This is a genomic window from Thermodesulfobium acidiphilum, assembly GCF_003057965.1.
GTDB classification, from domain to species: domain Bacteria; phylum Thermodesulfobiota; class Thermodesulfobiia; order Thermodesulfobiales; family Thermodesulfobiaceae; genus Thermodesulfobium; species Thermodesulfobium acidiphilum.
On sequence record NZ_CP020921.1, the window covers coordinates 1,348,570 to 1,371,011 of the forward strand.

Sequence of the window (22,442 nt, forward strand, 5' to 3'; positions counted from 1 at the left end):
TCCTCATAAGATTAATAAGTGATATATAATTTTATTCAGATACTGTTTTAAAGAAGGAGTTGAAAGATATATATTTTAGACTTTTGAAATATCTAAAACCATATGTAAAATATTTTGTTTTAGCACTATTTTTTATGTGTTTAGTCTCGGCAATCATGGTAGCCATTCCTTGGACTTTAAAAGTTTTGATAGATTCTGCACTAATAAAGAAAAACGCCTTTATTTTAAATATTTTAGCCTTGTCAATGATAGGTTTATATATAATCAAAGGAATACTAAGCTTTTGCCAGAATTATCTAATGATTTATATTACAAATAGCGTAATATCTGATATTAGGGAGCAGTTTTTTACTCATATGCAACTGATGCCTCTAGAATTCTTTAAAAAACACTCTACAGGTGAGTTGATGTCCAGATTGACAAACGATACATTTATATTACAGCAAGTTTTTTCTACAGGTTTAGTAAGCTTAGTGCTTGATACTCTTACTTTAATTGGAGTAGTTTGTTTTATATTTTATATTGATTGGAAACTAACGATGGCTACAATATTTATTTTACCTCTTGCATTTTTAGCAGTTCAAAAGTTTGGCAGGAGATTAAAGAGCGTCAGCTATAGAATTCAAGAAAGGTCTGCTGACGTCTTTGCAGTTTTGCAAGAGATTCTCTCCTCTATCAAAATAGTACATGGTTTTGCGACTTATGAAAAAGAAAGCGAACGCTTTAAGAAAATAAATAGAGAATCAGTTAAAGCAGTTTTAAAGGCTGGTAGACTTAATTCTATTTATACCCCAGTGATGGAACTATTAGGAGCAATGGGAATAGCAGCTGTATTTTGGTATGGTGGCTATAGAGTTATAAATGGCCATATGACCATAGGAGATCTTATGGCATTTATTGGTTATATTGGTATCATCACCACTCCTGTAAGAAGAATGGGTTCAAATCTTGGAAATATCCAACAGGCAATGGCTGCAGCACATAGAATATTTTCTGTTCTCGATATAGAACCTAGTATAAAGGATAAAGAGGACGCAATCGAAATTCAAGAAATTAAAGGCATGATCGAATTTGAAAACGTGTGGTTCAAGTATCCTGATGACGAAGAGTATATTCTAAAAGGATTAAGCTTTAGGATAATGCCTGGTCAAGTTTTTGCAATTGTTGGGCCTTCAGGAGCTGGAAAAACTACTATCATTGATCTAATTATGAGATTTTATGACCCTCAAAGTGGAAGCATTAAAATCGACGGCTATGATGTAAGGGATTTATCTATGAGATCTCTTAGAAGGCATTTGGGACTTGTACCACAAGATATCATACTTTTTAACACAACAATTTCTGAAAATATTTCATATGGAAAAAATGACGCTACTACTGAAGATATAATTTGGGCTGCAAAAATATCAAACGCACACGATTTTATTGATAAGATGGAAAAAGGATATGATACTGTTCTGGGCGAAAGAGGAGTAAGATTTTCAGGAGGAGAAAGACAAAGAATTTCTATTGCACGCGCTGTAATAAAAAATCCAAAGATATTCTTGTTAGATGAAGCAACGTCCAATCTTGATGCCTCTTCTGAATCTCAGTTTCAAGAAGCTCTTAAGAGAGTTTTAAAAGGAAGAACCACTATAATAGTTGCTCACAGACTCTCAACAGTAATATTTGCAGATAAAATCCTGTATCTAGAAAACGGAAAAATAGTTGAAGAAGGTACCCACAGTGAACTAATGAGCAAAGAAAATGGAAAATATAGAATGCTATTTGAACTTCAAACAAAAGAAAATATGTTCGCTTCACTATGAAGTTTCGATCAGCAATATACGATCTTTTATTATTAATTGCTTCAATGTATGTTATTTTAAAATCTATCTCTAACGAGGGTTATAGGAAAACTATAAAATATAGATTTACTCTTTCTAAAAATGAACCGGTAATAAAAGATTTTAAAAATCAGCAAAAAAAGAGTTCTTTTAATGGCTTGTGGATTCATGCAGCTTCTGTAGGAGAAGTTTTAGGAGCAGTAAATCTTATTAACAAAATAAAACTCGAATATGAAAATTATCCAATATTTCTTACTGTAACTAATTATGCAGCACTAAAACTAATTAGAGAAAAATATCCCGACATTTATGTTAGGATATCTCCTCTAGATTTCAGCTGGCTAATTTCAAAATTGTGTTCTATTCTACAGGTTCCAAATATCGTTATTGTTGAAGCCGAATATTGGCCTAATTTAATAGATATCTTTTCTAAACATGGGCGGATATTTCACATCAGCACTAGATTTAGTAAAAAAGCTTTTAACAGATATAAGAGTTTTAATTTTTTGTTTAAAGACATATTTTCAAAAATTACCGCCTTTTTTGCGAAAACTGAAGACGATAAGAATAATTTAATTAAGTATGGAATAAAGGAAAATAAAGTGTTTACAGTTGGAGACATTAAAGCCTATCAAAATTACAAAGATTTCTGTTCAGAAGAAAATATATTTGATCTAGTAGCAGGTAGCACCCACAGGGGGGAGGAATCAATTTTGATAAAATTGTATTTGAAGTTTGAGAAGAATATATCGCTCGCAATTGCTCCCAGACACCTTTCAAGATTGGACGAAGTGATAATCGAATTAAAAAGAAATAATATTAAATTCCTATTATGGTCAAAAGATAAAGATTTTATAAAGAGATATAAAAATCAAAAATCAATTATCTTGATAGATACAATGGGAGAGCTTTCTGATATATATTCTCTTGGAAAAATTGGCTTTGTTGGTGGTACGCTTCAAAAGATTGGTGGACACAATCTATTTGAACCAGCAATATGTTCTAGACCAGTACTTTTCGGAAAATATTATCAAAGACAATCGTTTATGGCAGATACATTATTAAGAGAAAATAAAGAAATTTCAAATAACACACATAAAGGGGCTTATGTGATAGAAAACTTTGAACAATTCTATAAGTTAGTAAAATATTTGCTTCAAGACAATAATTGGCTTGAAGAGGGGAAAATAGCCAGAAAGAAATTTGAATATGCCTCACATTCTCTTGAAAGAACCTATAATCTCTTGAAGGACAAGTTTAATGTTTTTGTATGAAAAGCTTTCTTTTTACTGGATAGAATGCGTTAAAAGCGGAAAAAATAAAATATTTTTATCATTTTTATACCTTTTGAGTCGCATTTATAAAATGTTTGTTTTAAGGAGAAGAGAAAGAATCTTAGCGCTTCCAAAAAAGAAATTTGATTTAAAGGTTATTGGAGTTGGAAATATAGTCCTTGGTGGCACAGGAAAAACACCCCTTGTAATCTGGCTTGCAAAGAAAAATTTAGAAAAAGGCCTACGAGTAGGAGTTGTTTTTAGAGGATATGCGGGAGAGGCAAGGGGAACATTAATAGTACAAGATGGAAAAAATATTTTATCAACTCCTTATATTGCAGGAGATGAGGCATATCTCGTTTCAAAAAAGGTACCAAACGCAATAGTAATTGTAGACAGAGTCAAAGAGAGAGCTATCGAATTTCTTCAAAATGAACATGGTTGCGATATTGTGATATTAGACGATGCATTTCAATATTGGAGCATACAAAAAGATTTAGATATCGTAACTATCGATGCGATCGATCCCTGGGGTGGTGGATATATGTTCCCGAGGGGTTTCTTAAGAGAACCAAAGGAATCTTTATCAAGAGCTAACATAGTAGTAATATCAAGATTTGACCTTATTGACTACAAAGACCTGTTAAAATTAATACAAGACATAAAAAGTATTAATTTTAACGCAAAGATACTATTGATGAGATATGTTCCTAAAAAACTTGTAGATATGTCATTGTATAAAGAATATAATTTTAATGTTTTAAATAACAAAAGAGTTTTTGCATTCTGTGGTATTGGTAATCCTGATAGTTTTTTCCTTACATGTAAGAATTTAGGAATAAATATAGTTGGTTCAACGTCTTTCCCCGATCACATAAGATATACAGAAAAAGATTTATTAAGATTATATAATAAGTCGAAAACCCTAAATGTTGATGTTTTCTTAACAACAGAGAAAGATATAGTAAAATTAAACTTTTTAAAGGGTTCAAATCTTTTGTTATATGCATTATTAATCGAAGCAGAAATTTTTTCAGAAGGGGGCAAAAATGTATAAAATTTTAGGTGTAATTCCTTCTAGATTGAAATCTACCAGATTACCAGAAAAACCTTTAAGGAAAATTTTGAACAAGCCAATGATTCAATGGGTATATGAAGGAGCATATAAAAGTAAACTATTATCAGATCTGATTATTGCTACAGATTCAGAAACCATAATAAGTATAGCAACTACTTTCGGTGCAAAGACACTTTTGACATCAAAATCGTGTAGAAGTGGGACAGACAGAGTAGCCGAAGTCGCAAGAATGCTAACAGATTATGAAATCATAGTAAATATTCAAGGCGATGAACCAATGGTAAACGAGGTAATAATTGATGCTCTTATAGAACCGTTCTCTGATAAAAAGGTAAATATGACTTCTCTTATGACCATTATTAAACCAGAAGAGGAGTCTGATCCTGCAGTAGTAAAGGTAGTATGCAAAAAAAATATGGATGCTTTATACTTTTCCAGGCATTCCATTCCATTTGATAGAGATGGCATTGGAGTAACAAGATATAAACATTTAGGTTTCTACGCTTATAAAAGAGATTTTTTACTAATTATTTCCAATTTATCCCCCACTCCTCTAGAAAGGGCAGAATCGCTAGAACAACTCAGAGTCCTCGAAAACGGCTTTTCAATCCGTATGAATCTTATCCCTTTCAGTACAAAAAGTGTAGATACAATAGAGGATTTAATAGAAGTTGAAAGGATATTGAAAGAAAAAATTGAGAAATTTTGATATAAAAAATATTAAGAAGATAGGTGTAATAGTAGGCAACCCTGGATTGGGTGATTTATTATTTTCTTTCCCTCTTTTTTCTAATTTAAGAAGAAATTTTCCTGAAGCAGAAATATATTTTATTGGAAACCTTAGAGAATATACGATGTCTTTAGTATTAAGATCAAAAAATATTGACGACATAATTTATTATGAAGAGTACAAAATCCAGAAAATTCCAGGAGATTTACCTCATTTCTTCCTCAATTACAGAAAAGAAAAATTTGATTTGATATTCGATCTCCAGAGGCATTTTTTAATAACAACATTAACTAAATTTTCTGGAGTAAAAATATTTCAAAGCTTTTCAATGAAACAAATTTTTTCAACCTACAAAGCTGATGATTCGCTAAGAAGAAAAGAACACAATGCTTTGCACCACTTGAGACTTTTAGAACCATTAGGAATAAATCCAGAACTAATTTGTGAATTAAACTTATTTGAAATTGACTTTAAAAAACCAAAAATATTTTTAAAAGAAAAAAATATTGACAAGTTCGTTGCTATAGTAGCTTCATCAGGATATAAATTGAAAAATTGGTCTCAAGAAAATTATGTTCAGATTATAAACTATCTATACAAAAATTTTGGTTACAAATCAATTTTAATTGGTTCTAAAGAAGATAAAAAAGTTTTGGAAGGAATTTCAAATTTTACAGAAAATGCAATTACAATGCCTGATGACTTCAAAATTGAAGAAACTGCTGCGCTCCTCAAGCTTTCCGCACTTACGGTGGGCAACGATTCTGGCCCCTTACATCTTGCATCTTTTCAAAACATCCCTGTAATAGGGCTTTATGGCTCAACAAATCCAAACCTTTGTGGTCCTCTAGGCAAAAATTCAGTAGTTTTACAAACTACTGTAAGTTGTGCACCCTGCTCCCTTTACTCTTGCCCTTACAATATGAAGTGCATTGATCTTATCAGTGTAGACGATGTAAGTATGTCAATTTCAAAAGTTTTAAAGCTAAAATAGTGTTAAGTGATATAATTTTCATTATGTTTTGATATTTTGAAAGGAGACGTCATGGGCAAAAGGATTAAGTATGGCTTTATTTTGTTTTTGGTTTCAGTAATAGCGTTCTCGGCAGGCTTTACTCTGAAAAGCAATATGGCTTCAGGTAGTACCAATTGGGGAATGTTGCAGTATGTGTATAATCTTGTTGAAAATTATTATGTAGCACCTTCTACTCTAGATCCCACTAAACTGGTTGAGGGCGCAATTAGAGGTATGGTACAGGCGGTAGGCGATCCATACACAAGATATGTGGATCCAGAATCCTTTGCTCAGATGAAAGACCAGCTCGAAGGATCGTTTAGCGGCATAGGTATTGAAATGGGCGTTAAAGACAAAAGTATAGTAGTTATAGCCCCTATTGAAGGAACACCTGCATACAAAGCTGGCATAAAAGCAAACGATAGAATAGTTTCGGTAGATGGAAAACCAATTGACGGAATGGACATAAATCAGGTAGTAAAGTTAATTCGTGGACCTGTAGGAACTCAGGTAAAAATAGGAATAGAAAGAAAAGGGGAGCTTAAAGAATTTAATATTACAAGAGAAACCATAGAAATAAATAGCGTTACATTTAGACCTATTACCTATCAAATAGGATATTTGAGAATAAGCACGTTTAATGACAAGACATACGATGAATTCAAATCGTATCTGCCAGAGATAGAAAAGATGAAAGCATTGATTTTAGACCTTAGAAACGATCCTGGTGGTACCGTAAAAACATGTCTGGATATCGCAGGATACTTTGTTGGAGATAACCCAGTTGTAATAACTGTGAACAGAAACGGTAATCAGACAAAAGTTTACTCTCCTTATAAGGATTCAAAATTAGATATCCCAGTAGTAGTTCTGGTAAATGAAGGATCAGCTAGCGCTGCAGAAATCTTATCTGGTGCTATGAAAGATTACGGATATACTCTGATAGGTGAAAAAACCTTCGGTAAGGGACTAATTCAATCTGTTATACCTTTATATGACAATAGTGCTCTTGTAATAACGACTGAAAAATATTTGACTCCTTTAGGACACGACATTAATAAAATAGGGATAGAACCTAATATAATTGTCCCAGATCCAAAAGATTGGCAAGATATGGGTAAAAATCCTGAAAAGGATCCTCAATTAAACGAAGCTATAAAAATTCTTCGCGAAAAAGATGGTATTTATTAGTTACTACTTATTTATAATAAAAAGGGGCGCTTATAAGCGCCCCTTTTTATTAACTCTAAAATTAATCTTCTTCTTGTTCCCCCTCAAAAAGATCTTTGTCCGAAATAGTATCCATTTGCCACTGAACTTCTTTATCTTCTGTATCCAAGGGGTAAATTCTTATAGAAAAATCTGGAGTGAACAATTCAAAATAAGACGTATTAGTATTTGGATCTGTGTGTATCTGTAAATATTCAAAGCTATTTACGTTTAAGTATATGCGACCATTCATAAGTATGCTTGAATTAGTAGTATTATTATAAACTCTAAAAACTCTTCCTTCACCAGTCTTTTTTAGACCACTGGAATCATATTGTTCGTATTTAACAAATAAAAGATCAGACAAAATTCTTAACATATCCTTTTTTTGATATATGATACCATCATTTACAAAACAAGCAACCAAACCACTCTCAACTCGTTTTTGCACTTTTCACCTCATAAATTTAAATTATCATATATAATATTCTATCATTTTTATATGTGTTTAGTTAAGCGTACAAAATTACAGATATTTAAAATTATATAACTTTTTATTTATTTTTTCGATTTTAAAAAATCTATGATCTCATTAATGTCAGGTACTTCTTTTATAGGATATATTTTTTTAAATATTATTTTGTGAGATTCATCAAGAAGTATGTTTACCCTACCAGAAAAACCAAAATCCCCTAGAAAAACACCATATTGCTGCGCTAAACCACCATGTGGCCAGAAATCAGCCAACAAAGAAGTATTCTTTACGCCAATTATATCTGCCCATGCCTTTTTGCAATAAACTGAATCAATACTGATTCCTAAACAAACTGTATTCAGAGACTTAAAGGTATCAAAGTTTGCCTCAAGCGACTTCATTTGTTCTTCACACACAGGAGTAAATGCAAGAGGATGAAAAGACAAAAGAACATTTTTACCTCTTAAAGATTCAAGAGATACTACACTGTCATTTTGATCCTTTAAAGAAAAATTTATTGCCTGTGAACCTATAGGTAACATTTTTTACCTCCACAATTGAATTTTTATTAAAACTACCTATACTGCTCTAAAACTTCTTCTAAAATATATAAAGCTTGCTACTGAAAAAATTTGCGCAGTAACTGAGAAAGCCACCAGATATACTGGCGATATACCATACAAAATTCCACAGACAAAGCTCCCAACAAACCAAAATATTCCCAGCAATGCATTAAATATGCCAAAGGCACTACCTCTTTTACTAGCAGGTACTATGTTTGCTACTGCGGCTCTGACAATAGATTCAAGTGCTCCCAAACCAATACCCCAGCAAATCATTCCAGCTACTATAGGGTAAACTGATCTTGACAAAAATATAAGAGGATTTGCAAAAACTGATATAACAATTGCAAATAGAAGCGCAATAAATCCATTTTTATCAAAAAGCTTACCAAACACAAGTGCGCTTACTCCATCTACTCCCATCGTAAAGGCATAGAGTAAGGGTATTATAGGTTGTGATATTATCTTTGCCCTTTCAAGGTGAAATGCTATCAAAACAAAATCCAAAAACCCAACGGCAAAACCTAATACACAAAAACAATATATCCAAAAAAGTTTTGGCAGTCCTTTTGAATCAATCTCTATTAAATTTACCTCCAATTTAGATGGAACAGGATATAAAAACCATGATAAAAATAATATCCCTATTGCACACAATGCCGGTATAAAAAGAAAAAAGAACGCATATCTAAAATTATTTTCTCCTAAAAAAAACAAAACTATAGCTACAAAAATGGGGCCACTAACAGCACCCAATTGATCGAGGAATTCATGAATTCCAAATCCCCAACCTCTTCCAACAGATTTTGTAGCGAATGACAACATTGCATCTTTAGGTGGTACTCTAATACCCTTTCCAATCCTTTCCGTTATCATTGGAAATATTGCCCACTGCCAAAGGGGTAAAAGAGCTATTAATGGAACCGACAAAAGGTTTATGAAGTATCCAAAAATAGTTAGTAACCAATACTTGTGGGTTCTATCAACAAGTCTGCCTGAAAAAAATCTAATAGCATATCCCATAAGCTCGCCCAGCCCACCTATAAACCCTACAATAGCTGCGCTAGCACCTAAAATTTCCAGATATTGACCTGAAATGGACCTTGCACCTTCGTATGTCATATCTGCAAATAGGCTTACCATTCCTATAAGAACTATAAAAACAATCGACTTTCTCCTGAGGTCGTCCAAAAAAGGCACCTCCTTAAAAACCAATCTTAATAGAAAATATTTTAGAAAGAATCTACTGTATTTAACACGCTTCCATAAAGAGACGAATCGTCGCCAAGGGAGCTTTTTACTATCTTTATCTTATTTATTGGAGCCATTTTTACATGAGTCGCTGCAAAATTTCTAATTTCTTCAATGATATAGTCTTGATTTGTAAGGCCTCCGCCCAAAACTACGCATTCAGGGGAGAGCACTGTGATGACGTTACTGATTCCAATGCCCATATATGTAATAGCTTTATTTAGGATTTTCCAGGAAATGTCGTCGCCCTGGCTAGACGCCAAGAAAACATCACTTGCATTTATTGTTCCATTTTTCTTATAAATTTCATAAAGAATACCAGATTTTCTAACTAAAGCTTTCGAAATAGCATCTCTTGAAATAGCATAGCCTGAAGAAACTGCCTCCAGGCAACCTTTACTCCCACATCTACATTTTGGACCATTTGGTAGAACTATCTGGTGTCCAAATTCTCCTGCACTATCCATAAATCCTCTGTAAATCTTGCCATTTATAATAATTCCTCCGCCTATTCCAGTAGACAGAGTAAAGTAAACCATATTCTTATATCCTTTGCCAGAACCAATTTTGTATTCTGCAAATGCCGCAGCATTTGCATCGTTTTCAAGACTTACATAAGTATCAAATTTATTTTTAAAAAATTCGCTAACTCTTACCTCACCCCAACCAGGTAGATTAGGCGGGTTTTTTACTATGCCCAGTTTTGTGTCGCATGGACCAGGAGCTGATATGCCAATTGCAAATTCTGAATTTGGTTTTTTTAAACCTAAGATTTTCTTCGCAATCTCTTCTAATAAAAACTCAGGACTTTTTTTATAACGAATAGTTTCTATAACTTCCTTTTCTTCTAATTTACAATCTTTCGAAAAGCGCCCCACCCTTGTTCTTGTGCCGCCAATATCAATGCCTATATAATAGTCAAATTGTGCTATATCTGCCATAGCAGTATTGTATATCATTTTTATTGTTTTGTAAAAATTAAGTATATTAAAAAATAAATTGCAAGTATTACAAAACATATAGTAAATTAATATTTAAGACTAAAATTACCTTCAAAAGGGGTGACAGGTTATGATAAATTTTTACAAATTTGGATATATAGAAATAGATGGCAAAGAATATACAAAAGATTTAATATTTACCAAGGATGAAATACTCGTTTATCCGTGGTGGAGGAAAGAAGGACATATTTTTTCTCTTGGTGACATTGAAAGCATATTAAAAAAAATTGAAAATGTTACACATATAATATGTGGGACAGGCGCATACGGTATAGTAAGGGTTGAAGATAACTTTATCAAATATTTTAAAGAAGCTAAAAAAGAGATTTTGATATATGATACGAAAAAAGCCGCCGATATTTTTAATAGTCTTGTAAGTAATGGGATGGCGCCTCTAGCACTCTTTCACCTTACGTGCTAAATAAATTGATTATTTGAATTTTTTGGTATATCATTAATATAAATAAGCCAGAAATTAAGGGAGAAAATAGTGAATAAAAGAGGAGTAACTCTAATAGAGCTCTTAATAGCTTCTTTTTTTTTGCTCTTTGCTCTCATTGTTCTTGCGTGGGGCCTGTCGTCATCTCTAAAGGCATCTACAAACAACTATATCTTAAACCAGGCTAATATACTTGCTGATTCCCAGATGGAAAGTTTGAGAGCCCTTAGTTTAGGCAGCTCTGTAAATATCCAAAATTCTAATTATTGCGTTAACAATAGCAGTATATGCTTTAAATTGAGCGCTGTGCGCTCAAAGGATCCAAACTCTAATTGTGACTTACTAAGCGTCACAGTCAGCGATACAGCGACTCCTGCGAGATTTCAAAATATCAATTTACAGTCTGAGGCATGCCAATGAATAACAAGAGAGGTTTTACTCTTACCGAACTCTTGGTGGTTATAGTAATAGCATCAATGATCGCTATTGCTGTAATATATGTTCTTTCAAGCGGCGGCAAATCATTCGTTAAAAATCAGGAGATAGATAACATATCTATCAGTGTCCCAAATATTCTTTATAGCATGTCAAGGGAGATTAGAGAGGCTGGGTATATAAATCTTCAGATAAGCCCTGGCACTACCGTAAATGCAAACATAGTCTGTGTTCAGGGCAGCTCTGGTTATATATCGTTTAACCTGGATGTTCCTACTTCGCAAAATCCCGATGGGACTGGCGCATATAGTGTAGTGAAATATCAATTGCAAAATGGAAACCTGTCAAGATGTGTGAATAACACAACCTGTTCAGTTCTCAATCCTCCAAATGTGGTCTTTACGGCATTCTCTCCTGTATTGGGTTCGGTAAATTCAAGCGCTAATTTTGTCCCAAATCAGGTGGATCCCTTTGGGAACTATAACGTGGTCCAGATTGTTATAACTGCAAGATTAAAATCGAGCAATAATTCTTATACCTTTACAAAGGAGGTGAAATTAAGAAATGTTCAGTAAAAAAATTCTTGACAAGAGCGGATTCGCTTTGCCAATTGCTATTGGTGCTTTAATATTTTTTGTAATAGTAATTGGAGTATGGGCAGTTTTGAATCTATCATTATTTAAAACTTCCTCTGCCCAAACAGGTTCTGTTCAAGCTTTGGCTGCGTGTGAAGAGGGAATATCTTATGCGACGGCGAAAAATTTGCCTTATGGCAGCTCACAGTATACTTCGCAAGAAGGGCTAAACGTAAATATTGTGGTAAAACAGCCAGCTACAATTTCAGGTTATATTACGAAAATTATAACTGCTTCAGTAGACACACCGCAAAAGAGATCTGTAACGGTTTATCTTGGAAATGTAATTCCTGGGGCAGTCATAGCAAATGGTGACATAAATATGAACAGTAACTCTGCTATTACCACAAATAACCCAAATATACCAGGCGCTCTGCTCAGCGGGGCTTTATCGAAAGATTCGAACTCATCTGTTATAGGTCCCCCTCAGCATCTTTCTGATTTTACGCCTTACAAAAACGCTATTCATCAAGTAGTTAGCAGCATGACGCCAAGCATTCCTGCTAAGCCCACAGACTATACTATGCTTTCAAATCCGACTTGCGGTCAAACATTGACTGGAAATTATATCTTGACGGATGGCAGCCTTAACAATAACTGCAACCTAACTATAAATGGTAATCTCGTTATAAACTCTTCAAATTTTTTAATCAATACAAATAGTTCTCTTACTGTAAATGGAAACATGTGGTCAAATACAGTCAAACTAAATTCAAATGCCAACTTAACAGTTAACAAAAGCTTATACGCAAATGGTAGCGTAACAGATAATTCTAATTCACAGATCAACATAGGTGGCAATATTATTTTGACAGGTAGCAATTCAAATCTCATCTTAAACAGCAATTCTGATACAATTTCAGGAAACATCATCACAATTGGAAACTATACCTCAGTAATATTTGACAGTAATTCTACAGTTGGCGGTAATATAATAATTTATGATGGAAATTTAACTTTCAACTCTAACGTACAGGGTTTAACTAACAGTTTAATTTATGTTGGTGATAGTTCTGGTTCTTCTTCCTCAGGGAATCTGACTATTAACAGTAACAATACTATAAATGGACTTGTATACGCCTCAGGCTCTGCCCAAATAGGAGAAACAACTGTCCAGATGAATTCTAATTCTAATATAAACGGTGCCTTGCTGGTAGAGAGCGGAAACTTACAAGTAAATGCTGGCAGTGAAATAGTGTATAATCCTGCTAATTTCAGTAATATAACCAATCTTTTGTCAAGCTATTTAAGCTCACCTATTATTACTGGTTCATGGCATGAACCTCTTATATAACATTAAGCTTCTTTTTTGTATTATAATCTATAGTTATGTGTAGTTATGACTACAGGCAACCTTTAAGGGGTTTGTAATGCTTCGCGCTATAAGAAAGAATAAAAGGGGTTTTACTCTAATAGAGCTGATGGTGGCGGCTGTTCTTCTCACCTTTGGCCTTATGACACTTGCTATGTCTTTGTTTGGATCTATAAGAGCTCAAGAGGCAGCGGCTCAGCAAACAAATGCTCAAGGGTTGGTAAACCAAAGGTTAGCTCAGCTATCAGCTATGGCAAATCTTCAAAATAGCTCCGATGTGGCCGTTGGTTGGAATGCCCTCCTCGCTCAAAATGGAGTGACAGAAATAGTAAAGATAAATCATTCCCTTAATGGAAAAAGAACCACTACTGTTTCGGATAATAATCCTGGCACACAGTATGAATATGCTGCTGTAATTGTTAGCGTTAGCTGGAATTGCGGCAAACCTGGAGGGGCGCTTTGCCAGGTAGAAGGATTTGAACGTATAGACAAGCCTCAGGGAGTCTTACCATGAAAGATAAATCTGGTTTTACTCTTATTGAGCTAATGGTAACACTGATTATACTTGTGATAATCACAGCAGGAGTTACAGTGCTTCTTATCAACGCAAACAACACGCTTATCTCATCCCAAAACAGAAACATTACAAGCTCTGCTATCTCTACAGTTCAAATTCTTATGTCAAAAGACCTTACTCTGGCTGGCAGGGGTGTAAATCTGGACGTTGGTCAAAGTATAGCAAATGCCACTACGTTTGTTCCCGTACAGACTACTGGTGGGATAATCAGATTTAAGACTGCATGCGTTTATTATGATAGCTCAAATCCTTATAATACTTCTTATAAGATTGGAACAGATCCAAATAACCCTGTGTATGACGTTTCCTGTACTGCAAGCGATCTGACGCCGAGGAAAGAGATAGAATATAGTTTAGAAAACAATCCGGATGGCTCAAAAAGCCTTCACAGAATCGTGACCTTTTATCGACAAGACTGGACTATAGTGGTGGGTAATCCAATAGACAATACAGTGACACCGAAAAATGTAAACGTAATAAGTGTTGTCCCTACCTGCTATAACTATTGTAGCGATTCAACCTGCTCATCTATAGTAGATCCTCCACACACGGTTTCTTGCTCTATAAATAATACCAACCCAGTGGATCTGAGTAAAAACGTGCAAAGCATTCAAATTTCTATTACTCTGGAAGCCAACACCGGAGTCAGCCCTTCATTAAGAGGGAGTCAAACAGGGACATTTCAGGTTACTCCAATCTTTCTTGTAAGGGGGAATTAGATGTGAACAAAAATGGTTCTGCACTGATAATTGTCTTAATAATTATGACTTTGATATTAACTATTTCGGTGGCCATAGCAGCTCTAGGCATAAACCCAATTAAATTTGCAGCGCAAAATGCTCTATACGATCAGTCAGTTTATGCTGCACAGGATTTTTCGAGTAAATATATAAACGCTATAAAGCAGCAATTCGTAGCAAACCAAGGAATACCTCCAGATCCAAATAGTTTAGGAATCCCTACCAGCCAGCAATACAATACAAAGGGTACAGGAAATCCCAATATAGAGGTGGACTTAGCAAGCGCTGATTATGCATTTTACCCCGATCCAGCTAACTGGACAGATTGTCACTACGATCTTTCCTTTATAACAAAGGATCTAATCAGTGGGAAAAATGTATTGCAATATAACGTACACTTTGACATAAACAACTCTCCCCCAAATGCAGCACTTCTTACTAATAAGGATTATCATTCAGGTGGAACTCAGGGCGGTAACTGGTGGCTGGGCGGCTTTAGCAGGGTGGTGGGACCATATTATACAAACGATGATATAGGCATCGCCTATTGGCAAAACGCAAACGCTAATGCGAAACCTCCTACTGCACCGATGTTTGACGCTCTAAATAGATTCGTGCCCACTGCTCCAGCGCTTCCCGATCTGAGAGTGGGCGGACAAATTATATGGTATGGTAGCCAACCTGGTAGCTCTTCAGACTGGGAAAAGATTGCCTATCAGGGGAGCGCGGGCGTTAAAACAAATTACCCAAAATATTCTTTCGCTCAAAATGTCCTGAAGAGGGGAATCAACCTTTTACCAGCAGAGGCTAAAGGGAACAGCACGCTAGCAGGAAGTAACAATAGCTTTGTAGCCTTTAATAGTGGATTTAGCTCAATTGTAGGAGGCAACTATTATTCCCTATATATAAATCCAAGTACAATAAACAACAATTATTCCGTGGATAAATTCGAGTTCTCTTCTATGAGGATGAACTTTCAGGTTAATGGAAGACCAAAATATGCATCAACCTATCGAATTACCCTTTCGTCAAACTCAGGTGCGCAGTATAGGATATGGCTTATAGACATACCAAGAGATAGTGGTTCTACTGCTACTGATACTGAGCTATCCACGAAGATATTCTATGTTCAGAAATATAACAGTAAACTTGGCAAGTGGCTATATACGAATGATCCCCCATTTGCATCCTGTCCCGCTGTTATAAATAGTGACAGGTGTAATCCTTATATAGTTACCGATCACACAGATTTTAATCTAATATACATAAATGGTCACGTTCAAGAAATGCAAACAAGCACTCTGCCATCAAGCGACTACAATTCTCTAAGTGACCTGTACAACGCACTTACGCTTTCAGGACACGGGACTTCCTCAAGTGGCAATCTGGCAGATCTTGTAGCTGGTAAAGCTCCTGCTAACCCTCAAGATCCCAACAATCCCTGGCAATACTACGTATCTGGGAGGCTTACTGTGGCAGCAGCGGGCGATATTGTAATTGGAGACGGTGGGACCAATTATCTTAATTATAGTCTTACATATCCTGAGAGGCTCGTTAACCCTGACGGGAGCTTCACGTCGTATTCTGGGACAGATGATTCCAGATTTCTACTGGGTCTTGTGGCAAGAAATATATTCTTAAATGTAAAATCTAATGCCAGTAAACCTCCTTCCAAACCAGACTATGCTAATGATGGGACGAACGTTTCTGATAACCAAACTTACTCATTTGATGGACAGATCCTTACCTTTGGGACGCAAACGGGAAACAATGACAATACTATTCAGACAGGGGTATTTGATAATTATCACTATTATAGCAATGTGGCAAGTGGCAATCCTGCAAGCACCTCAAACTATCCATACTTCTCAGTGGGTTATGGCAGCGATAATTTGCTCGGATATGCCCTTACAAGAGGTATGTTAGTTGAGAACTGGCACGGGGTATGGGGCTTCTTCAATGGTAGCGCTCTGACAAATGGCTATCAAGATGAATATGTGTACGATAACCGCTTAAGATACTTTGTCACCCCATGGTTTCCGCTGCCAAAAAGCCCAAATATGTCGGCAAACTATAGCATGACGGTAGAGATAATAAAACTATGAAATATTTACTTTTTTCCCTAATCTTCTTATTTGTATTTTCTGGCTTGTCTCATGCTCTTATGTGGAGTCCAGACGATCCAAATAGACCGAAGGTTATGCCAGAAAGCAGCGCTATGAGCAGCGAGAGTTCAAGTAAAGACCAGGAAATGACTAAAAATAACGATATGAATAATCAAGAAAGCACACAGCGCTACCAGAATAAAAATGTCCAAATTGCCAATAAAAATATGAATGTAACGAATCAAAATTACGAAGAAACAACCCCTGTAGTTTTTTATTTACAGATGTTCGCAATACTTATAGGAGTTATTTTTAGCCTATTTTTATTTTTTAAGATTTTGCGCTCAAGATAGAAATTTTCTAATTTTCTTGACATTAGAAAATTTTTTGATATATTAAAATAAAATTAAAATTCTATTAGAAAATGTCCTAAATGAATTAGGGCGCTTTTAAATTTATTAAATTTAGCATTAAAGCCATGAAGGCTTTTTGTCTTCATGGCTTATTTTTTTAAGGGAGGTAGAGGATATTTGATTATTGTGTTAGTTTTTTTGTTTTTTGCTTTTTTTTATTCAGATTTGGCAGAAATTGGATTTTGTGATGACTCTTCTCAGTTTCAGGAGATTGTAGTCTACGGTAACAAGGAAAAAGAGAAAAATGCAGATGTGGTAAACGTATTCAAAGTAAACCCCGCTATGAGTTTTTCTATTACTGATTACCTCAAGGATATGGCAGGGGTAGAGATCTCAGAAAAATCACTTGTAGGAGACACGGGCGATGTGGTTAAGATCAGAGGTTTTGGGAATAGCAGATTGAAAGTATTCGAGAATGGAAGAGATATCAATGCCACAGGCGTTTATGGCGGCTTTTATGTGGACTGGAGCACCATACCGCCAATAAACGTTGACTCTATTAAGGTTATAAAAAGCGGCGTAGACGCTAAACTTGGAGTTTTAGGCGGCGCAATAGAGATTAAGAATAGAGTCCCGACTGGCACGCCAATAACAGAATTTTTTGGTTCATATGGGACTAGGGATACTCAAAATTACAGGTTTTATTTTGAAAACAAGATAAAGGATATACCCTTTAATATATCTATCGATCATCTCTCTTCTGACCCATTTTTACGAAACAATGATTTTCTATCAAACTCGTTTAACTTTTCCACGGTCATTCCAAACGTTTTCGATGGTAAAATCAATGTCTCAGCTTATTATACAAAAGTAAAAAGAGGCCTTATAGTAAATAATAGAAAATCAAATGATCCTCAAAGCCCACTGTGGAATGTACCCATTGATCCATCATATCCCACATCACTTGGAGAATTTATGCCTCCTGGCGGAGGACCTACAAGAACGCCTGTAATGGGTGCGTACTGGCAAAAGGAAAAAACTCTTCTGGATCTGTCGTATGAACGAAAAATATTTGGATGGAATGCGAAGATTGCAGGCTTTACAAATAGGGAAGAAAGATACGAGGTAAATCCTGGGCTTCTTATAAGAGATCTAAAGCCTGATAAGACCGATGGATTCTATATGGATTTTAGCAAGGATTTTTCAAAGCACCACGTGAGATTTGGCTATTACTTTAAAAATCAAGGCTCAGGGGACACATTTATAATTTATGAAAAAACAAACCCTCCCACTTACAATCAAAATAGCCCATCGAGCCAGAAGATAATTTACAATTCAGCATATCTTGATGACAGATTTAAGATATCAAAGAGATCATCTCTTTATATGGGCGTAAGATACGATAGCTTTCACGCAGAGGGAGCACCCATATTGCAGGATGGAAGAGGAACTTATGTTCAGGGTATATCTCTAACTGGCGATGCGATCACCCCAAGAATAAGCTTAGACTACGAGCTAACTAAAAACGATACTGCAACTCTTTCAGTATTCAAATCTGCAAGGATGCCTACCAACCCTGAATACTATTGGTGGATCACAGGTTATAGCGGAGCAAAGCTCGCAAATGGTGCACCCGCTCCCGGTTATAGGCCAGTAAACTATCTTTTAAAGCCAGAAAAGGAGGACGCAGTAGAACTTAGCATTAAAGGAAAAAGGCTCGGAGTTGACTACTCTATTAATGGCTATTATTATTCTATTCACGACTATATTATGTTTAGAATTGATCCAAATCCTACAAACAGAGTGGCTTACAACGTAGATGAAGTAAATATATATGGAGCTGAAACAACGCTTAAAAAGAGAATAAAGGGCATTGATACGGTACTAACTTATACTTATCAGAAAAGCACAAAGGTTAACGACGCGCTTGACACCCAGCATCTGTTAAACGGTTTGGACTATTTTCCAAGAAGCATGGCGAATCTGACCTTTCAGAAAAAGTTTGATAACGGCTTGATTTTAGATTTTGACAATCACTACGTATCAAAGCAAAATTTGCTCTATGCACCAAATAGCAGTAAGCTTGAGCTTGTTTCGATAAAGCCATATTATACTGCAGACCTTGGGATATCATACCTTGTACCAAAACACGACCTGAGGATGGATCTGATGATCTATGACATTTTTAATAAAAAGTATCAAGAGGTATTTGGGTATCCCATGCCAGGAAGAAGCGTATTTGGGTCTCTCACTCTAACTTTTTAACCACATAAAAGCCCCCAACATAAAAAATTGGTTGGGGGTTTTTATCTTAGTATTTTGTGTTTTTATCTCTTGCACCCCAGTATCCTGCAAGAGTAGAACCTGAGAGGTTGTGCCACACACTAAATATTGCACCAGGTAGTGCTGCTACAGGATTTAGATGTGCAATTGCAAGAGCGACAGCGAGAGCTGAGTTTTCCATACCCACCTCAAAAGCAATGGCCTTCGCTTTGTAGTGAGGCATTCTGGCTCCTCTTGCTATCCAATATCCAAGACTAAGACCGAGTGAGTTATGCAGAATTACTGCAACAAAAGCTATCAGTGCTACTGTTGCTAGTTTTGCAGCACTTAAACCTACAACAATAGCTATTATAGCTATTATGCTGACTACTGAAATGACAGGGATTATTGTGATTATTTTTTTAATAAAGTTAGGTATAGTCATTCTAAGCATTATTCCAATTGCAATAGGCAAAAGTACTATCTTTAAAATATCAATAAAAAGACCACCTGGATCTATAGGGATAAATTTGCCTGCAAGGAATAAAAAAATAATTGGAGTAAGAAGTGGAGCTAAAAATGTATTTACGCTTGACACTGTAACAGAAAGTGCTGTATCGCCTTTAGAAAGAAATGTCATTACGTTTGACGCTGTGCCGCTTGGGCAGCATCCTACAAGAATCAAGCCAGCAGCGAGTTCGGGAGGAAGTCTAAGAAGCAGCGCAACAGAAAGCGCAACGCCAGGCATCACAAAGTATCTAATTAAAACGCCTAATAATATATCAAGAGGTCTGGTAAGAACTAATTTAAAGTCATCCAGAGTCAGAGTTAGTCCCATACCAAGCATTATTATCCCCAAAAGCCATGGAATCCAGGAACCATAAGGCTTAAAAGGTTCAGGAAATAAAAACGCAACAACAGCAAAAATTACAACCCACAATGGAAATAGCTTTGTGATCCAATTGGAAACCCTTTCAAAAAATTCCATTTACCCTCCTTAGTTTGTCAGATAATATGATAAAAAAAATATAATATTTAGTATAAATTATTTTATAATATTTTTCTATGTTGAAAAGTTTACTTTTACAAAATCTTTATTATAAAATGCAATTATTAATAGGGACGAGAGTAAAGTAAATTTAAATTATTATTATAATTCTTTATACTCCACATAAGGCTTTATGTCCAAAATAGGCGTGCCATCTAACATATCAAGCCTTTTAACTTTTATTATATTTTCTGATTTATCCAGGACCTCAAGAACAGAAAGTCCTATTGGGTTTGGCCTGTATGGTGAACATATACTGAATACTCCCATTTTTATACCTATATGAGGTGGAGATTGAATAAGTTTTTCTTGAGAAAAAGGAGGAGATTTGTGAAAACAAAAAATTACACATATCTTATCTTTTGGCTTTATATCCCTAATTCCATCTTTATACTCAGGTAAGATAACCAGCTCTCCTTCAATATCAGAAACGCTCCAATGTCTGGGAACGCTAACAGAGCTATTTTTTACATAGCCAATTGGCACAAAGTTGCATTCAATTTTATTTTTCATATTTTTCTCCTTTTTTATATATTTTGGAACTATACTCCTCCTTTGTAAATCATTAACTAATCTTCTAACACAAATCTAATAGGTAAAATTGCCCTTGATTTAACAAATGCTCCGTTTTCTATAGCCGCCCTAAAAGTTGATTGTTTTACAGCATTTATTGCAGCCTGAGCAAAATCATCATTTGTGCTATTTAGCACCCTAACACTTATAAGTCGACCATTTTCGTCAATTAATAACTCTAATACTACTTTACCTTCGATTCCCAGTCTTTTTTCTCTTAGGGGATATTCAGGAATTACCCTCTTTATAAATTTTGGACCATCTGATGAATCAAATGTTTTCGAATATATCTTATTGTTGCTTTCTCTTGGAGAGCCATCCTTAATCCCTCTATCCATTTTTTCATTGTTTGAAAAGCCAGTGTTAACTTGACGTGAAATATCTACAGCCGAAATTTGAGAGGTAACTAAATTATTTATATTTACAGCTTGTGTACTATTAGAAACCTTTTGAAGATTTGGCTCGGTTACATTTTTCTCTAAAGTTTTGCTGCTATTATCTTTACTACTTTTTTTATTTACAGCTTTTTGATTTTCTTGAAGAGAATTTAGACTCATAATAAATATCGGTTCACTCTTTATAACGTTAGTAGCTCCCACTAGAAAAACAGTGCCAAAGAGTAATAAGTGAAATACTATGGAAAAAACAAAACTAAGAGAAAGTCTTCTGTTCAAATCCTTTCGTCCTTAAGCGTTTCTATGTTGTATCTTTCTATCCCAGCAGCCCTACACGCATCAATAGCCTTTACAACATAGCCAAACTGAGTATTTTTGTCAGCACGAATTTTTATTATTATATTTGGGTTATTTGCCTTAAGAGTTCTTAGCGTTTCAGTAATCAATTTTGGGTCAGTTTTATCTTCATTTATAAACATCGTCCCATCACTTTTTATGGTAAGCGGGATATCCTTAAGCTCTTCCTTTATAACTGCAGTCTTAGCCTGTGGCAAATCAATCGGGATGGCCCCCTGGGCTATCAGGGTAGCAGTAACCAAGAATATTATAAGTATGACCAAAACCACATCTACCAATGGGACAACGTTTATTTCTGCTATTTCGTCGTCATGATTTGGGTTGTGCATTATTTATATGCTCCTCATATGCATAGCTCAAATCTCTTGCTTTTCTAACAAAATAGTTGTATGCAATTACACATGGCACAGCAACAAATAGCCCCAGTGCAGTAGAGCTAAGCGCCTCTGCAATGCCATTCATCACCACTCTTACTCCAAAATCTTGCGAAATGGCAAGATCGTGAAATGCCTTCATAATTCCAAGAACTGTGCCAAATAGACCGATAAAAGGTGCATTACTGCCAACAGTTGCAAAAAAACCAAGCCTTTTGTTAAGAATCGATCTTAGATCAGAAGGAGTATAACTAAAGAGTTCCTTTTCAATTTTTCGCATAAAAAATATTTTTTCGAAAATAAAAGCAACAGATATAACGCTTAAAATTATTAAGAGCACTAAAACAGGATCCCCACCTACCATTGCAAGATTTAATATTAACTTTGCCATAATTCCTCCTAAAAAAATAAGCCA

Annotated in this window: 24 protein-coding genes; 15 read left to right on the forward strand and 9 right to left on the reverse strand. The window is 35.2% G+C overall.

Going from position 1 to position 22,442, the window contains the following annotated elements; translation table 11 throughout:
* Positions 1-59: 59 nt before the first annotated feature.
* From TDSAC_RS06780 to TDSAC_RS06805, 6 genes are read left to right on the forward strand one after another with little or no spacing between them, the layout of a single operon-like run.
* Complete coding sequence (locus TDSAC_RS06780; protein WP_108309490.1) at positions 60-1,808, forward strand: ABC transporter ATP-binding protein; 1,749 nt, start codon at positions 60-62, stop codon at positions 1,806-1,808.
* Positions 1,805-3,100 carry a 3-deoxy-D-manno-octulosonic acid transferase gene (locus TDSAC_RS06785; protein ID WP_108309491.1) on the forward strand — a complete coding sequence of 432 codons (1,296 nt, stop codon included), beginning with the start codon at positions 1,805-1,807 and terminating at the stop codon, positions 3,098-3,100. Before TDSAC_RS06780 ends, TDSAC_RS06785 begins: the two co-directional genes overlap by 4 nt.
* On the forward strand, positions 3,087-4,157 hold the full coding sequence (gene lpxK / locus TDSAC_RS06790) for a tetraacyldisaccharide 4'-kinase (RefSeq protein ID WP_108309492.1): 1,071 nt from the start codon (positions 3,087-3,089) through the stop codon (positions 4,155-4,157). Before TDSAC_RS06785 ends, lpxK begins: the two co-directional genes overlap by 14 nt.
* Positions 4,150-4,887, forward strand: a complete 738-nt coding sequence (kdsB, locus tag TDSAC_RS06795; protein WP_108309493.1) for a 3-deoxy-manno-octulosonate cytidylyltransferase — start codon at positions 4,150-4,152, stop codon at positions 4,885-4,887. Before lpxK ends, kdsB begins: the two co-directional genes overlap by 8 nt.
* Positions 4,874-5,902: a glycosyltransferase family 9 protein gene (locus TDSAC_RS06800; protein WP_108309494.1), complete on the forward strand. Its 1,029-nt coding sequence runs from the start codon at positions 4,874-4,876 to the stop codon at positions 5,900-5,902. The genes kdsB and TDSAC_RS06800 overlap by 14 nt, the downstream gene beginning before the upstream one ends.
* A 51-nt stretch (positions 5,903-5,953) precedes the next feature.
* Positions 5,954-7,114 (forward strand): S41 family peptidase, encoded by a 1,161-nt coding sequence (locus TDSAC_RS06805; RefSeq protein WP_108309495.1) that lies wholly within the window; start codon positions 5,954-5,956, stop codon positions 7,112-7,114.
* 61 nt (positions 7,115-7,175) lie between these two features.
* On the opposite strand, the gene TDSAC_RS06810 is transcribed toward TDSAC_RS06805, so the two are convergent.
* The 4 genes from TDSAC_RS06810 to TDSAC_RS06825 form a co-directional block, all read right to left on the reverse strand.
* Positions 7,176-7,583, reverse strand: coding sequence for a hypothetical protein (locus TDSAC_RS06810; RefSeq protein ID WP_108309496.1), 408 nt, complete (start codon positions 7,581-7,583; stop codon positions 7,176-7,178).
* Positions 7,584-7,690: 107 nt separating this feature from the next.
* On the reverse strand, positions 7,691-8,149 hold the full coding sequence (locus tag TDSAC_RS06815; protein ID WP_108309497.1) for a redoxin domain-containing protein: 459 nt from the start codon (positions 8,147-8,149) through the stop codon (positions 7,691-7,693).
* A 36-nt stretch (positions 8,150-8,185) separates the two neighbouring features.
* On the reverse strand, positions 8,186-9,370 hold the full coding sequence (locus TDSAC_RS06820) for an MFS transporter (protein ID WP_422822111.1): 1,185 nt from the start codon (positions 9,368-9,370) through the stop codon (positions 8,186-8,188).
* Positions 9,371-9,402: 32 nt separating this feature from the next.
* Positions 9,403-10,380 (reverse strand): ROK family protein, encoded by a 978-nt coding sequence (locus TDSAC_RS06825; RefSeq protein ID WP_199919745.1) that lies wholly within the window; start codon positions 10,378-10,380, stop codon positions 9,403-9,405.
* A gap of 112 nt (positions 10,381-10,492) precedes the next feature.
* On the opposite strand from TDSAC_RS06825, the gene TDSAC_RS06830 reads away from it, so the two are divergent.
* The 9 genes from TDSAC_RS06830 to TDSAC_RS06870 all read left to right on the forward strand — a co-directional run bounded on the left by TDSAC_RS06830 (position 10,493) and on the right by TDSAC_RS06870 (position 19,283).
* Complete coding sequence (locus TDSAC_RS06830; protein WP_108309500.1) at positions 10,493-10,843, forward strand: Mth938-like domain-containing protein; 351 nt, start codon at positions 10,493-10,495, stop codon at positions 10,841-10,843.
* 69 nt (positions 10,844-10,912) lie between these two features.
* On the forward strand, positions 10,913-11,281 hold the full coding sequence (locus TDSAC_RS06835) for a type IV pilus modification PilV family protein (RefSeq protein ID WP_108309501.1): 369 nt from the start codon (positions 10,913-10,915) through the stop codon (positions 11,279-11,281).
* Positions 11,278-11,871, forward strand: coding sequence for a PilW family protein (locus TDSAC_RS06840; RefSeq protein ID WP_199919746.1), 594 nt, complete (start codon positions 11,278-11,280; stop codon positions 11,869-11,871). The genes TDSAC_RS06835 and TDSAC_RS06840 overlap by 4 nt, the downstream gene beginning before the upstream one ends.
* On the forward strand, positions 11,861-13,225 hold the full coding sequence (locus TDSAC_RS06845; protein ID WP_108309503.1) for an autotransporter outer membrane beta-barrel domain-containing protein: 1,365 nt from the start codon (positions 11,861-11,863) through the stop codon (positions 13,223-13,225). Before TDSAC_RS06840 ends, TDSAC_RS06845 begins: the two co-directional genes overlap by 11 nt.
* Before the next feature lie 76 nt (positions 13,226-13,301).
* The gene (locus TDSAC_RS06850; protein WP_108309504.1) at positions 13,302-13,757 is read left to right on the forward strand and encodes a type IV pilus modification PilV family protein; all 456 of its coding nucleotides are present in this window, start codon (positions 13,302-13,304) and stop codon (positions 13,755-13,757) included.
* Entirely contained in the window at positions 13,754-14,539 is a 786-nt protein-coding gene (locus tag TDSAC_RS06855; RefSeq protein ID WP_108309505.1) for a PilW family protein, read from the forward strand. The genes TDSAC_RS06850 and TDSAC_RS06855 overlap by 4 nt, the downstream gene beginning before the upstream one ends.
* 2 nt (positions 14,540-14,541) lie before the next feature.
* On the forward strand, positions 14,542-16,665 hold the full coding sequence (locus TDSAC_RS06860; protein ID WP_108309506.1) for a hypothetical protein: 2,124 nt from the start codon (positions 14,542-14,544) through the stop codon (positions 16,663-16,665).
* A complete protein-coding gene (locus TDSAC_RS06865; RefSeq protein WP_108309507.1) occupies positions 16,662-17,018 on the forward strand; it encodes a hypothetical protein in 357 nt (118 codons plus the stop codon). The genes TDSAC_RS06860 and TDSAC_RS06865 overlap by 4 nt, the downstream gene beginning before the upstream one ends.
* A 186-nt stretch (positions 17,019-17,204) precedes the next feature.
* Complete coding sequence (locus tag TDSAC_RS06870) at positions 17,205-19,283, forward strand: TonB-dependent receptor plug domain-containing protein (protein ID WP_234405784.1); 2,079 nt, start codon at positions 17,205-17,207, stop codon at positions 19,281-19,283.
* A gap of 46 nt (positions 19,284-19,329) precedes the next feature.
* Here TDSAC_RS06870 and TDSAC_RS06875 read toward each other — a convergent pair whose 3' ends face one another.
* The 5 genes from TDSAC_RS06875 to TDSAC_RS06895 form a co-directional block, all read right to left on the reverse strand.
* Positions 19,330-20,268, reverse strand: a complete 939-nt coding sequence (locus TDSAC_RS06875) for a bile acid:sodium symporter family protein (protein WP_108309509.1) — start codon at positions 20,266-20,268, stop codon at positions 19,330-19,332.
* Positions 20,269-20,430: 162 nt separating this feature from the next.
* The gene (tsaA, locus tag TDSAC_RS06880) at positions 20,431-20,841 is read right to left on the reverse strand and encodes a tRNA (N6-threonylcarbamoyladenosine(37)-N6)-methyltransferase TrmO (protein WP_108309510.1); all 411 of its coding nucleotides are present in this window, start codon (positions 20,839-20,841) and stop codon (positions 20,431-20,433) included.
* 56 nt (positions 20,842-20,897) lie between these two features.
* Entirely contained in the window at positions 20,898-21,575 is a 678-nt protein-coding gene (locus TDSAC_RS06885) for an energy transducer TonB (RefSeq protein WP_108309511.1), read from the reverse strand.
* Positions 21,572-21,982 carry an ExbD/TolR family protein gene (locus TDSAC_RS06890; RefSeq protein ID WP_108309512.1) on the reverse strand — a complete coding sequence of 137 codons (411 nt, stop codon included), beginning with the start codon at positions 21,980-21,982 and terminating at the stop codon, positions 21,572-21,574. The genes TDSAC_RS06885 and TDSAC_RS06890 overlap by 4 nt, the downstream gene beginning before the upstream one ends.
* Positions 21,963-22,418, reverse strand: coding sequence for a MotA/TolQ/ExbB proton channel family protein (locus tag TDSAC_RS06895; RefSeq protein ID WP_108309513.1), 456 nt, complete (start codon positions 22,416-22,418; stop codon positions 21,963-21,965). Before TDSAC_RS06895 ends, TDSAC_RS06890 begins: the two co-directional genes overlap by 20 nt.
* Positions 22,419-22,442 lie beyond the last annotated feature (24 nt).

Coding starts and splice junctions, on each gene's coding strand:
- kdsB (WP_108309493.1), top strand. CDS start 4,150: ATGTATAAAATTTTAGGTGTAATTCCTTCTAGATTGAAATCTACCAGA.
- TDSAC_RS06845 (WP_108309503.1), top strand. CDS start 11,861: ATGTTCAGTAAAAAAATTCTTGACAAGAGCGGATTCGCTTTGCCAATT.
- TDSAC_RS06840 (WP_199919746.1), top strand. CDS start 11,278: ATGAATAACAAGAGAGGTTTTACTCTTACCGAACTCTTGGTGGTTATA.
- TDSAC_RS06875 (WP_108309509.1), bottom strand. CDS start 20,268: ATGGAATTTTTTGAAAGGGTTTCCAATTGGATCACAAAGCTATTTCCA.
- TDSAC_RS06825 (WP_199919745.1), bottom strand. CDS start 10,380: ATGATATACAATACTGCTATGGCAGATATAGCACAATTTGACTATTAT.
- TDSAC_RS06850 (WP_108309504.1), top strand. CDS start 13,302: ATGCTTCGCGCTATAAGAAAGAATAAAAGGGGTTTTACTCTAATAGAG.
- TDSAC_RS06890 (WP_108309512.1), bottom strand. CDS start 21,982: ATGCACAACCCAAATCATGACGACGAAATAGCAGAAATAAACGTTGTC.
- TDSAC_RS06785 (WP_108309491.1), top strand. CDS start 1,805: ATGAAGTTTCGATCAGCAATATACGATCTTTTATTATTAATTGCTTCA.
- TDSAC_RS06805 (WP_108309495.1), top strand. CDS start 5,954: ATGGGCAAAAGGATTAAGTATGGCTTTATTTTGTTTTTGGTTTCAGTA.
- TDSAC_RS06830 (WP_108309500.1), top strand. CDS start 10,493: ATGATAAATTTTTACAAATTTGGATATATAGAAATAGATGGCAAAGAA.
- TDSAC_RS06855 (WP_108309505.1), top strand. CDS start 13,754: ATGAAAGATAAATCTGGTTTTACTCTTATTGAGCTAATGGTAACACTG.
- TDSAC_RS06895 (WP_108309513.1), bottom strand. CDS start 22,418: ATGGCAAAGTTAATATTAAATCTTGCAATGGTAGGTGGGGATCCTGTT.
- TDSAC_RS06865 (WP_108309507.1), top strand. CDS start 16,662: ATGAAATATTTACTTTTTTCCCTAATCTTCTTATTTGTATTTTCTGGC.
- TDSAC_RS06815 (WP_108309497.1), bottom strand. CDS start 8,149: ATGTTACCTATAGGTTCACAGGCAATAAATTTTTCTTTAAAGGATCAA.
- lpxK (WP_108309492.1), top strand. CDS start 3,087: ATGTTTTTGTATGAAAAGCTTTCTTTTTACTGGATAGAATGCGTTAAA.
- tsaA (WP_108309510.1), bottom strand. CDS start 20,841: ATGAAAAATAAAATTGAATGCAACTTTGTGCCAATTGGCTATGTAAAA.